Annotated in this window: 9 protein-coding genes and 1 tRNA gene; 6 read left to right on the top strand and 4 right to left on the bottom strand. The window is 73.5% G+C overall.

Annotated elements, in window-relative coordinates; translation table 11 throughout:
- From ACH4SI_RS08430 to ACH4SI_RS08420, 3 genes are all read right to left on the bottom strand, one after another.
- The gene (locus ACH4SI_RS08430) at positions 1–936 is read right to left on the bottom strand and encodes a cellulose-binding protein (RefSeq protein ID WP_398294086.1); all 936 of its coding nucleotides are present in this window, start codon (positions 934–936) and stop codon (positions 1–3) included.
- 210 nt (positions 937–1146) lie between these two features.
- Complete coding sequence (locus tag ACH4SI_RS08425; protein WP_398294084.1) at positions 1147–4386, bottom strand: SUKH-4 family immunity protein; 3240 nt, start codon at positions 4384–4386, stop codon at positions 1147–1149.
- 5 nt (positions 4387–4391) lie between these two features.
- Positions 4392–5369: an SMI1/KNR4 family protein gene (locus ACH4SI_RS08420; RefSeq protein WP_398294082.1), complete on the bottom strand. Its 978-nt coding sequence runs from the start codon at positions 5367–5369 to the stop codon at positions 4392–4394.
- A gap of 195 nt (positions 5370–5564) precedes the next feature.
- Between ACH4SI_RS08420 and ACH4SI_RS08415 the strand changes: the two genes are divergently transcribed.
- Positions 5565–6086, top strand: coding sequence for a YwqJ-related putative deaminase (locus ACH4SI_RS08415; RefSeq protein WP_398294080.1), 522 nt, complete (start codon positions 5565–5567; stop codon positions 6084–6086).
- A complete protein-coding gene (locus ACH4SI_RS08410) occupies positions 6083–6583 on the top strand; it encodes an SUKH-3 domain-containing protein (RefSeq protein ID WP_398294078.1) in 501 nt (166 codons plus the stop codon). Before ACH4SI_RS08415 ends, ACH4SI_RS08410 begins: the two co-directional genes overlap by 4 nt.
- A gap of 167 nt (positions 6584–6750) precedes the next feature.
- Here the strand turns inward: ACH4SI_RS08410 and ACH4SI_RS08405 are convergent, their stop codons facing one another.
- Positions 6751–8139, bottom strand: a complete 1389-nt coding sequence (locus tag ACH4SI_RS08405) for a histidine kinase (RefSeq protein WP_398294076.1) — start codon at positions 8137–8139, stop codon at positions 6751–6753.
- 268 nt (positions 8140–8407) lie between these two features.
- Between ACH4SI_RS08405 and ACH4SI_RS08400 the strand changes: the two genes are divergently transcribed.
- The 4 genes from ACH4SI_RS08400 to ACH4SI_RS08385 all read left to right on the top strand — a co-directional run bounded on the left by ACH4SI_RS08400 (position 8408) and on the right by ACH4SI_RS08385 (position 11927).
- Positions 8408–8479, top strand: a tRNA-Gln gene (locus ACH4SI_RS08400).
- A gap of 113 nt (positions 8480–8592) precedes the next feature.
- Positions 8593–10059 carry a bifunctional UDP-N-acetylglucosamine diphosphorylase/glucosamine-1-phosphate N-acetyltransferase GlmU gene (gene glmU, locus ACH4SI_RS08395; RefSeq protein ID WP_398294074.1) on the top strand — a complete coding sequence of 489 codons (1467 nt, stop codon included), beginning with the start codon at positions 8593–8595 and terminating at the stop codon, positions 10057–10059.
- A 74-nt stretch (positions 10060–10133) separates the two neighbouring features.
- Positions 10134–11111 carry a ribose-phosphate diphosphokinase gene (locus ACH4SI_RS08390; RefSeq protein ID WP_398294072.1) on the top strand — a complete coding sequence of 326 codons (978 nt, stop codon included), beginning with the start codon at positions 10134–10136 and terminating at the stop codon, positions 11109–11111.
- Positions 11112–11327: 216 nt separating this feature from the next.
- Complete coding sequence (locus ACH4SI_RS08385; protein WP_398294070.1) at positions 11328–11927, top strand: 50S ribosomal protein L25/general stress protein Ctc; 600 nt, start codon at positions 11328–11330, stop codon at positions 11925–11927.
- The last annotated feature ends 120 nt before the right edge of the window (positions 11928–12047 follow it).

The raw sequence follows: 12047 nt of genomic DNA, 5'->3' as shown, positions 1-12047 counted from the left end.
TCAGGTCTCGGGGTGCGGCTGCGGGTGCGGGAGCGGGCCGGGAGGGGCGTCCTCCACGACCGGCTTGCCCGTCAGGGCCGCGAGACTCCCGCGGACGTGCTCCAGATGCGCCTTCAGTTCCTCGCGCCGCTCCACATGTTCGCGCAGCGTCCGCTCCGTCTCCCGGGCAAGCCGCTCCTCCCGGGCCCGCGCCTGCGCGATGATCTCCGCCGCCTGCGCCTGCGCGTCCTCCTGCCGCAGCCGCGCCGCCTGATCCGCCATCGCGTACTCCCGCTTGGCGTCCGCCAGCCCGGCCTGGGCGTGCTCCTCCATCCGGGCCAGCCGCGCGGTCATCGCCGCTTCGCGCTCGACCACCTCATGACCGGCCGCCTCCCACCGGTCCGCATGCTCCCGCTCCTGCTCGGCGAGGAGCGCCGCGGTGCGCTCGCGCATCTCCTTCAGCGCCGCCAGCGCCTCGCTGCGCCACTCCTTGACGTCCCGGCGCGAGGCCGCGCGCAACTCCTCCACCTGCCCCTGGGCCGCCTCCAGGGTGCTGCGCGCCGACGCCTCGGCGGCCTCCCGCACCCGTTCGGCCTCATCGCGGGCGGCGTCCCGGACGACCCGGGCGGCGGCCTGCGCGGCCTCCCACTCCTCCTGCGCCGCGCCCTCGGCCGCGGCCCGCAGACAGCCCACCTCCTCCTCGGCGGCCATCAGGATCAGCTGCGCGCGATCACCCAGCGATTCGTACGTCTGGGGGGCCAGCTGGGCGATCACCTCGCGCAGCCGTTCGGCGTCGGCGGCCAGCTCGTTGGCGAGAACGGTGAGGCGTGCGGCGCGCTCCCACGCCGCGTCACGCGCCTCGGACAGCTCCGCCACATAGCGGTCGACCTGCGCGGGACGGTAACCACGGCCCCGTCCGCCGATGGTGAAGCCATGACGTGACACCGATGCGCCCATCCTTGGAACCCCTTAGTCCGGTAGGCAACGCGCTCCGGCGCACATCTTGATGGATGGGGTCTTATCGCCCATAACGCGACACTCCGCCCATCTCCCCGGCCGGGGCCCGCCCGGATACCACAACGACAAGGCGCCCGCCCCCGTCACGGGGGTCGGGCGCCTCGGTGGGGGCGCGCGCTCAGCGCGCTCCGGCGTTCATACGGGAGGGAATCAGAGCAGACCGTCCCACATCTGCTCCAGCAGCACCGCCCACCAGTTGTCGGGCGCGGACAGCGCGGCCGGGTCCAAGGCCGCCAGCTGCGCCTGGAAGTCGACCGTCCAACGGCCCGCCTGCTCCGGCGTCAGCCCGTACCGCAGCCGCCACATACGGCCCAGCAGCCCCATGCAGCGCACGAACTCCGGCAGACCGGTGTTGACGAACTGCGCCGGCACCGGCTGCGGCGCCGCCTCCAGCGGCACGGCCACGATGTGCGCCGTGCCGTACTGCACGCAGAGCTGACGGCCGAAGTCGTTGCCCATCACCAGGTACGACCCGGCGTCGGCCGCGGGCTGCACACCCCGCTCCGCCGCCAGCTCGGCGAGCGTCGGCACCGGGCGGCCCGCCTGCGCCTGGGCCCAGAAGAACGGCCCGAAGTCGGCAGGCAGCCCCGCCCACACCAGCGTGTGCGCCACCACGTCCGGTACGCCCTGCCGCGACACCGCGCGCTGGTCGAACCGGACGATGCCCTGCGGCCCGAACGCCTGGCCCAGCTCGTGCCCCAGCGCCTCCGGCGGCACCGGCGGAATCGGCTGCACCTGGCTGGGATGCGGCAACGGCACCCGGTTGGGCGCCGGGCGGGCCGGTCCGTCCGCCACCTGGTGCAGCTCGCCCTGGTGCTCGATCAGATGACGCACACCCTGCTGCCGGGTCGCGTGATCCCGCCCGTACGGGGCCGTATGGCTGATCCGCACCTGCGGCCACGACTCGCGGATCATCCGCGCGCAGTAACCGCCCGGCAGATCGCACGACTCCAGCTCGGTGTGCAGCTCCAGCACCTGCTGCGGCGGCACGTTCATCGCCCGCAGCTCATGCAGGATCTGCCACTCCGGATGCGGGGTGCCCGGCGCCGAACGACGGATCAGCTGCTGCTCGGAGCCGTCCTGCGCGCGGTAGCGGAGGACGGCCATGTAGCCGGGGCCGACCGTCGGCAGCCCGGCGGGCGGCGGCGGATACGCGTACCCGCCACCGGGCGCGGGCGGCATGCCGGGCTGCGGCATGCCCGGCTGCGGAACGCCGGGCGGCGGAGCCATCCCGGGCGCGGGCGGCCCGGAGGGCGGCGGCATGTGGGGGGCACCGGGTGCGCCGGGTGCGCCGGGCGGCGGGGCCTGGCCTCCGGCCAGCATCGTCGCCGCCGCGTGCACGCCACCACCGGGAGCGCCCGGGGCGCCGGGAGCGCCTGGAGCGCCCGGGAAGGGCGCGGGCGGGGGCGGCGGCGTGTGCGGACCACCCGCACCGGGGACACCGGGAGGGCCGGGCGGGGGCGGGCTGGATGGCCCACCCTGCCCCGGAGTACCGGGCGGGCCGGGCGGGGGCGGAACGCCGGGCGCGCCGGGGCCGGGCGGCGGGGTCTGGCCACCACCCGCCAGCATCGTCGCCGCCGCGTGCACGCCACCGCCCGGAGTGGAAGGAGGCGGCGGCGTCTGCCCACTGGGCGGGGTCTGGCCGGGCGTGCCGGGAGCACCGGGCGTGTTGGGCGCGCCCGGACCACCGGCCAGCATCGTCGCCGCCGCGTGCACCCCACCGCCGGGAGTGCCGGGGGCCGGAGGCGGCGGCGGAGTCGGCGGACCGTTCTGCGCACCGGGAGAACCGGGCGTGCCAGGCGCACCGGGAGCCCCCGGGGTGCCGCCGCCCATGCTGTCGGCGTCGAGCTGCGAGACCAGCTGCGTCGGTACGTACCCCCCGGCCGGAGCGCCCGGAGCACCAGGGCCGGACGGGCTCGGCGGCGGAGGCGTGTGCGCCCCCGCACCCGGCCGGGCACCGGGCGTACCCGGCGCGCCGGGCGGCGGCGGGGGCGTCGGGCCGCTCGGCGGGCCCGCCTTGTGGGTGGCGGCGTCCGCGATGTCGGCCGCGCCGGAGGACGCGTCGGATGTGCCCGCCCCCGGGAAGTCGAAGGGCGGAGAGACGGCGGTGGGCGGCAGCGCGCTGCCCGCCGACATCAGCTCGGTCTTGGCGTCCGGCCGCACCCCGGGGGCCGGGGAGTCCTCGTCGTCCGAACCCGCGAGCGGCGGGGCGAACACCGTGGCGGGCGGGGCGACCGAGCGATCGCCGTCGTCACTGGCGGAGTTGGTGTCGGCCCACGGCGTACCGCCGCCGGGCGTGGACGGGCCCGCCGGCGTCTCACCGGAAGCGGGCGACGCGGGCGCCGGGGCGGGCGGAGGCGGGGCCCACGGGCTGCCGCCCCCGGGCGCGGGGGTGGACGGGGGCGCGGACGCATCGGCGAGCGGCCGGGCCACTCCGTCCGACGGCCAGTCGTCCACGTCGCTGTTCCGCCGCGGCGGCGTCACGCCGTCGGACGGCCAGTCGTCCACCGGCTTCGGCCCGGGCACCGCATCCCGCGGCTCACCGCCACCGGGCGGCGGCGGAGGCGGACCGTTACGCCAGCCCTGATCGGCCGAACCGGAAGCCGAACCGGAGGCGGGCGCGGGCGCATCGGTGCGCGGCGCCGGGACGCCGTCCGACGGCCAGTCGTCCACCGGCCCGGACCCGGGCGCGGCATCTCGCGGCTCGCCGCCACCGGGCGGCGACGTCGGCGCACCCTTACGCCAGCCCCCATCGGCCGAACCGGAAGCGGGCGTCGACGACGAACCGGAGGCGGGCGCCTCGGCGCGCGGCGACGGCACGCCATCCGACGGCCAGTCGTCCACCGGCTTCGGCCCGGGCACCGCATCCCGCGGCTCACCGCCACCGGGCGCCTCGCCGCGCGGCGACGGGACACCGCCCGACGGCCAGTCGTCCGCCGCCTCGTCCGCCGCGGGGGCGCTCTCCGCGGCGGACCGCTGCGCGGGAACGTCCGGCGCGTCCCCGCCGCCGCTCATCGCGTCCGCCGCCTCCTGCAGCCACTCCGGCGGAGTCAGCAGGAAGGACGTCACATTGAGGTCGATGCGCTGCCCCCGGCCCCCGGTGGTCTCCTGGGCGCGGTCGTCGTTCGCCCCGTACTCCTCCTCGTACCGGCGGATCACCTCACCCACCGGCAGCCCGGGCCACAGCGTCGTATCCCCGCTGTCCCGCGCGATCACCAGCCGGGCGCCGTCCGCGGGCGCGCCCGAGACCGGTCCGTCCGGGCGGTCCTCGGCCCAGGCCACGAAGCCCAGGTCGAACTCCCGCACCCGCACCTCGCGCTGCCGGTAGGCGGGCACCTCACCGTTGATCCAGAGTTCGGCGCGCTCCTGCGCCTGTGCGAAGGTCACCATCGCGCTCACCCCTCCACGGGTACGGCGTACGCGAACCCGCCGTCCACCATCAGGTTCGCCACGGTCTCCAGCTCCGGCGGATTGCCCGCGAGCCGCAGCAGGAAGGCGTCGAAGTCCTCGCCGCACGGCAGCAGCAGCCGCTCCACCCGCTCCTTGACCGTCCAGCCGTCGCGGTCCCGCGCGTCGTCGTACGCGCAGAACCACACCGAGCCGATGGCGTCCCCCTTCACCTTCACCGCGATCACTCCGCCCTGGACGAAGCCCACGCCCAGATAGTCCTTGGTGAAGTGGTCGCGCAGACACTTGTTGACATAGACGAGGTCGTTGACCGCCGCCACGTCGCGCACCGTGAAGAACGGCTGGTCGACCAGAAGCCCCAGCTCCGGATCGAGCGCCGCGCCCACCGGCGCGCAACCGCCCGCCGCCTTCAGGAACGCGCGGTACGACTCCGGCAGCCGGTAGCCGAGGTCCTCCTCCACGCCGAGCACCTGCTCCTCGGTGACCGAGAGCCCCCGCACCGGCAGCCCGAAGTGGATCGGCCGGGTGTCCTGCAGCGGACGGGTGCCCCGCTTGTCCTGGTCCACCGGGGCCGTCGCGAGCCCGCCGTGATGCCGCAGCAGCGCCTTGACCTCGACCGGGATCAGCTCCATCCGGCGGCTGCCGGGGGCGTGGTGCCACGTCCAGCCGTGCGGAGTGGCCACCTGCGAGGTTTCGCTCCACAGCTCATGGCCGGAGGCATGCAGCGCGGCGTTCGCCGATACGAAGTCGGTCAGCCGCAGCTCGTCGACCCCGAACCCCTCCGGGGGCTCGGCGATTTCGGCGACCGCGCGGGCGTACGGCGAAAAGTCCGGAAAGCCGTTTTCATCGACCCGGACGCCCATGGGGTGTCGGGCGGCCCGAACCGGATCCGGGAAGTGCACGACCTGCCCGGCGTAGGCCGTGTTCGGTGGCGCGGCGTGCTGCCCGAGCCGACCTGTCGTCATGGCGGTTGCCCCCTGCTGATGCTGGCGTATGGGGCACAGCCTATTCGGTGGTGCCACAACCGGAACCGGTCGGCCACCACCCCGCCCGCCCACCTGGGCCGACGCACCCGGACTACCTTGTTTCCCGTCGCATTTGGCAGGCTGATCTTCCGCAACCGGGGGATTGCGGTGGATGCACAGGGAGGGACCCACCACATGCACATCACGCAGAGCTACGGGGGCGGCGACGGAGCCGCCCCCGCGGCCAGCGACCCCCGGCTGAGATGGAGCAGCGTCGACCCCGACGCCGGCCCGCCCCCGCTGCACCACCGCCGCGACACACTCCTGCCCGCCGTCGCAGCGGCGCTCTCCGTTCGCGGCGAGACGCTGACCTGCACCGGAGGCAAAGCCGACCAGGCTCCCGCCCTCCACCCCCTGGTGCAGGACTTCCTCGACGCCCTCACCAGCGGGCAGCGCGAACGTTTCACCGGCCGCTGCCCCGAAGCGGTCCTGCTCTCCCGTTATCTGACCGCCGTCGAGGCGGGCCGCTCCAAACGCGCATCCCGCAAACCGCTCACCCACGGTGAGGCCCGCCGCTCCCTGAAACAGTCGAAGCTGACGGCCCGCCGGATCCGTGAGGCGGGCGACCCGCAGCACGGCTCGTACGCCCCACCCTGCCTCTCCTGCACGGCGCTGCTGGGCCACTTCGGCGTACGGGTGGTGGGTGAGGAAGCGTGACGCCTCCCTTCGACCGAACCGACACCACCCGCTTCCCCGTCCCCGTCGACGCCGCCCTCCGCGAGGCGGGCTGGCAGCCGGGCCGCTGGGACATGGAGCGCGCCGAGCACTGGGCGGACACGCTGTCCTCCCACGCCTCCCCCGCCGGGCACCGGCACACCGTCTTCCCGGCCGCCGTCGAGGCCTGGGCCGAATTCGGCGGACTGCACGTCCAGCCGCCCGGCACCGGCCGCCAGATCGCCCCGACCCCGTTCCGCATCGACCCCCTCCACGGGCTCCACCTGGCCCGGACCCTCGGCGACTTGGGACGCGCCCTGGAGACCGAGGTCTGCCCGCTGGGCGAGGAGGCCGACGGGCAGGGGCTGCTGACCATCGACGCGGAGGGGCGGGTCTACAGCCTCGACCACACCGGCGACTGGTACCTGGGCGCCACGCTTGACGCTGCGCTGGGCGCGCTGATCACGGGCACGCTGCCGGCTCGGCTCTCCCGCGCGTAGGCGCTCCGCTGGGGTGCGGGTGGGTGCGCCGTCGGTTGACTGCGGCGCCGTCGTGGCCGATCGCGCAGTTCCCCGCGCCCCTCGCGCCCGCGGGCACCGGTCCGTCGCGGGCGTGCTCCACAGCACGCGGGGAGCCGTCGCAGGGAAACTCGGGTGGCCGCGGGGCGCTACGCGGTACGGGCTCGGTCGGGTTCGGGGGTGTCCAGGGGGCGGGTGCGGTCCGGGATTACCGCGGAGACGCGGAAGCCGCCGGTGTCCGTCGGGCCCGAGACGAAGCCGCCGCCCAGCGTGGAGACCCGTTCCTTCATGCCCACCAGCCCATTGCCCCCGCTCGGCAGCCCGGCGTCCGCCGCGCCCCGCTCCGAGGGGCCGTTCTCCACCAGCACCGCGATCTCCGCGCCGCGGTGCGCGAGACGGATCCGGGTGCTGGCGCCCGGGGCGTGCTTGTGCACGTTGGTCAGCGCCTCCTGCACCACCCGGTACGCGGTCTGCTCCACCCGCGCCGCGTACCGCCGCTCCTCACCCTCGACCGACAGCTCCACGGCCATCCCGGCCGCGCGCGACTGGCCGACCAGCGCCTCCATCTCCGCCAGCCGCGGCCCGCCCGCGTCCGCGTCCGCGACGGGTTCCGCGGCCGACGCCGTCGCCGCCTCGGCGGCTGCCGAGGCGGCTACCGCCACCGAGGCCAGCGGCACCGGCTTCGCCGCGGCCGGGGCGTCCGAGCGCAGGACGCCCAGCATCTGCCGCAGCTCGGTGAGGGCCTGCCGCCCCATGTCGCCCACCAGGGCCGCGTTCTTCGACGCCTTCTCCGGGTCCTTGAGCGCCACCGCCTGGAGCGCCGCCGCGTGCACCACCATCAGGCTCACCCGGTGCGCCACCACGTCGTGCATCTCGCGGGCGATCCGGGTGCGCTCCTCATTGCGCGCCCACTCGGCCCGTTCCTCGGCCCGGTCGGCGAGCAGCGACAGTTCGCGCTCCAGGCCGTCGGCGCGCTCCCGCAGGCTCTCCACCAGCCGCCGCCGGGCCCGGACGTACAGCCCGAGCAGCACGGGCGGCGCGGTGACCGCCAGGGTGATCGTCACCGAGAAGAGCGCGGCCTCCCAGACGGCCGAGCCCCAGTCGTCCTGGAGGTTGTTGTCCTGCTGGAAGCGGATCATCGTGACGAGGAAGGTCCCGGCGCCCGCCATCCCGGCCAGCACCGCCGAGATCCGGCGCGGCACCTCGGACGCGGCGAGGGTGTAGAGACCGACGACGCCGAGCAGCAGCCCCATCTCGGCGGGGGTGACGGCGATCGATATCAGCACCACGGCGATCGCCCAGCGCCGCCGCAGCACCAGGGTGGCCCCGACGATCAGCCCGAGCAGGACCCCGAAGGCGACCGGCATCCGGGCGTCGTGCGCGAATCCGACGCCCTCCGCGGCGCATTCGGCCGCCGACGCGACGCCGAGCATGACGTCCAGCACCATGCTGCGCCGCCGCGACCACCACAGAGGGCCGCCGGGCCCGCCGGGAGCACCGCGCGCACTCGTGTCCTGTGATGCCCCCGTCGCAGTCATAGCGACCAGACTACGGCCGCACGCCAGCCCTTTTCCGGGGGACACGGCCGCATGTGTCTCACTCGAACAGTCGGTATATCAACGGTTTTAACTCGAACAGTTGAATCGAGCATGTTTTCGACGTCTGTGACCATGCGCACACAGCGCCGCCGGGGCACGGCCGACGGGACACTGCCGCATACCGTCGCATCGGAGCCCGGCGGTACGGCATAGTGGTGGGGGCCAAGTCGACCGCCCGGCCGGGCGTCCGGCTTGGACCTCCTTGCTATCCCCTGTGGTGTAATTGGCAGCACAGTGGCTTTTGGTGCCATTAGTCCGGGTTCGAGTCCTGGCGGGGGAGCCCCCATTCCCGGGTCCCGTCCTTCATGGTCGGGACCCGCAGTCGTTTCCGGGGGGAAACCTCTCGGTATCCTGCGGGTGTCCACCCCCTACCCGAAGCCGAAGGGCACACCCGTGAGCGCCAACCGCCCGGCAGCCGTCGTCGTCCTCGCAGCGGGTGAGGGCACTCGCATGAAGTCGGCGACCCCCAAGGTTCTGCACGCCATCTGCGGCCGGTCCCTCGTCGGGCATGTCGTCGCCGCCTCCCGCGAGCTCTCGCCCGAGCATCTGGTGGTCGTGGTCGGCCACGCCCGGGAGCAGGTCTCCGCCCATCTGGCCGAGATCGACGCCGGCGCCCGCACCGCCGTCCAGCACGAGCAGAACGGCACCGGGCACGCGGTCCGGATGGGCCTGGAGGAGCTGTCCGACAGCGGTGTGGCCCTCGACGGCACCGTGATCGTCGTCTGCGGCGACACCCCGCTGCTGACCGGCGAGACCCTCAAGCAGCTCGCCGGGACCCACTCCGCCGACGGGAACGCGGTGACCGTGCTGTCCGCCGAGGTGCCCGACGCCACCGGCTACGGCCGCATCGTGCGGGACGAGGCGTCCGGCGCCGTCACCGCCATCGTCGAGCACAAGGACGCCACCGACGCCCAGCGCGCGATCCGCGAAATCAACTCCGGAGTCTTCGCCTTCGACGCCCAGCTGCTCACCGACGCGCTCGGCAAGGTGCGGACCGACAACAGCCAGGGTGAGGAATACCTCACCGATGTGCTCGGCATCCTGCGCGAGGCCGGGCACCGGGTCGGCGCGTCGGTCGCCGCCGACCACCGCGAGATCGTCGGCATCAACAACCGGGTGCAGCTGTCCGAGGCCCGCCGGCTGCTCAACGACCGGCTGCTGGAGCGCGCCATGCTCAGCGGCGTCACCGTGATGGACCCGGCCAGCACGTGGATCGACGTGACGGTCACCGTCGAGCAGGACAGCGTGATCCACCCCGGCACCCAACTGCTGGGCACCACGCACCTGGCCACGGGCGCCGAGGTCGGCCCGAACTCGCGGCTCACCGACACCACGCTCGGCGAGGGCGCGGTGGCGAGCTTCACCGTGGCGGTGGACTCGGTGATCGGCGCGGGCGCGTCGGCCGGACCGTACGCGTATCTGCGCCCGGGCACCCGGCTGGGCCCGAAGTCCAAGGCCGGTACGTACGTGGAGATGAAGAACTCCGAGATCGGCGAGGGCACCAAGGTGCCGCATCTGTCCTACGTGGGCGACGCCACGATCGGCGACTTCACCAACATCGGTGCCGCCAGCGTCTTCGTGAACTACGACGGCGAGAAGAAGCACCGTTCGCACGTCGGCAACCACTGCAAGACCGGTTCGGACAACATGTTTGTGGCTCCTGTCACAGTCGGGGACGGCGCTTACACCGCCGCCGGCTCGGTCATCACCAAGGATGTGCCCCCGGGATCGCTCGCCGTCGCACGCGGACAGCAGCGGAACATCGAGGGCTGGGTCGCCCGCAAGCGCCCCGGAAGCGCCGCGGCGCAGGCGGCGGAAGCCGCGGCAGCCGCGCGCCAGGAGGACGAAGGCGGGCAGTGACCTGCGAACCGGTGCGCCCATGCGGGGGCGTACCGTAAAAGCGCGCACCAAAGTGACATCCAAGGAGACGTGACGTGACCGGGATCAAGACGACCGGCGAGAAGAAGTTGATGCTCTTCTCCGGCCGCGCCCACCCCGTGCTGGCCGAGGAGGTCGCCCACGAGTTGGGCGTCAGCCTGGTCCCGACCAAGGCATTCGACTTCGCCAACGGCGAGATCTACGTCCGCTTCCAGGAGTCCGCGCGGGGCGCCGACTGCTTCCTGATCCAGAGCCACACGGCTCCGATCAACAAGTGGATCATGGAACAGCTCATCATGATCGATGCCCTGAAGCGGGCCTCCGCGCGCTCCATCACGGTGATCGTGCCGTTCTACGGCTATGCCCGTCAGGACAAGAAGCACCGTGGCCGGGAGCCGATTTCGGCGCGCCTGATCGCCGACATGCTCAAGACCGCGGGCGCCGACCGCATCCTCACGGTCGACCTGCACACCGACCAGATCCAGGGCTTCTTCGACGGCCCGGTGGACCACCTCTTCGCGCTGCCGATCCTCGCGGACTACGTGGGCGCCAAGGTGGACCGCTCGAAACTGACGGTGGTCTCGCCGGACGCGGGCCGGGTGCGGGTCGCCGACCGCTGGTGTGACCGGCTGGGCGCGCCGCTGGCGATCGTGCACAAGCGGCGTGATCCGGATGTGGCGAACCAGGTGACGGTCCACGAGGTCGTCGGTGACGTCCGGGGCCGGGTGTGTGTGCTGGTCGACGACATGATCGACACCGGTGGCACGATCTGCGCCGCGGCGGACGCGCTGTTCGCGAACGGCGCGGAGGACGTGATCGTGACGGCGACCCATGGCGTCCTGTCGGGCCCGGCCGCGGACCGGCTGAAGAACTCCAAGGTCAGCGAGTTCGTGTTCACCAACACCCTGCCGACGCCGGCCGAGGTCGATCTGGACAAGATCACCGTGCTGTCGATGGCGCCGACCGTCGCCCGTGCCGTGCAGGAGGTCTTCGAGGACGGCTCCGTGACCAGCCTCTTCGAGGAGCACGTCTGATGGGCTTAACCGCGGGCCGCACCGCGGATCGACCCGGCTGAGGCCATCCCGTGAGGGGTGGCCTCAGCCATGGGGCGACCGTTGGTAGACTCGTGGGGTTGCTCGGCGAGGGAGGCTGTGGTTCGCACAGCTCGTCCGTTATCGACGCGCTCTTCGTAGCAGGTCTGTCGTGGGCCGGGTGACGGCCACATGTACACGATCTACGAGGAGTGCCCCATGGCCGAGGTCAAGATTCCCGCCAAGCCCCGCACCGAGTTCGGCAAGGGCGCGGCCCGCCGCACCCGCCTGGCCGACCGCGTTCCCGGTGTCGTCTACGGCCACGGCGCCGACCCGGTGCACGTGACGCTTCCGGCCTACGACCTGCTGATGGCGCTCAAGACCCCGAACGTCCTGCTGCGCCTGGAGATCGAGGGCGGCAAGAGCGAGCTGGTCATCCCCAAGGCCGTGCAGCGCCACCCGATCAAGATCGGCGTCCTGGAGCACGTCGACCTGCTCCTGGTGAGCAAGGGCGAGAAGGTCACCGTCGAGGTGCCGATCAACATCGAGGGCGACCTGGCCCCGGGCGCCAACCTGGTCGAGCACGTGCTGAACGCGCTGCCGGTCGAGACCGAGGCCACCCACATCCCCGAGGGTGTCACCATCTCGATCGAGGGCCTGGACGCCGGCGACACCATCTACGCCAAGGACATCAAGCTGCCGAAGGGCACCGCCCTGGCCGTCGAGGACGACGCGCCGGTGGTGCACATCGTCGCCGCGCAGGCCGAGGCTCCGGCCGAGGAGGCCGCCGAGGGCGAGGGTGAGGGCGCCGAGGGCTGATCCCCCTCGTCCCGCATCGCTTGGCGACCGCCGCCCCGCTGCTGCCAGCGGGGCGGCGGTCGCGTAGCAAGAGACCGTTGCGCGATGAGGCCGCCGGAGCGCGGCGCCTCCCCTCACTCA

The sequence above is a fragment of the Streptomyces sp. NPDC021212 genome, assembly GCF_044332925.1.
GTDB lineage: Bacteria > Actinomycetota > Actinomycetes > Streptomycetales > Streptomycetaceae > Streptomyces.
The sequence above is the reverse complement of the archived record's forward strand: the minus strand, read 5'-3'. Positions and strand labels throughout refer to the sequence as shown.

Excerpts from the sequence above, each read along its gene's own strand:
- ACH4SI_RS08430 (WP_398294086.1), bottom strand. The coding sequence starts at position 936 with ATGGGCGCATCGGTGTCACGTCATGGCTTCACCATCGGCGGACGGGGC.
- ACH4SI_RS08425 (WP_398294084.1), bottom strand. The coding sequence starts at position 4,386 with ATGGTGACCTTCGCACAGGCGCAGGAGCGCGCCGAACTCTGGATCAAC.
- ACH4SI_RS08420 (WP_398294082.1), bottom strand. The coding sequence starts at position 5,369 with ATGACGACAGGTCGGCTCGGGCAGCACGCCGCGCCACCGAACACGGCC.
- ACH4SI_RS08415 (WP_398294080.1), top strand. The coding sequence starts at position 5,565 with ATGCACATCACGCAGAGCTACGGGGGCGGCGACGGAGCCGCCCCCGCG.
- ACH4SI_RS08405 (WP_398294076.1), bottom strand. The coding sequence starts at position 8,139 with ATGACTGCGACGGGGGCATCACAGGACACGAGTGCGCGCGGTGCTCCC.
- ACH4SI_RS08385 (WP_398294070.1), top strand. The coding sequence starts at position 11,328 with ATGGCCGAGGTCAAGATTCCCGCCAAGCCCCGCACCGAGTTCGGCAAG.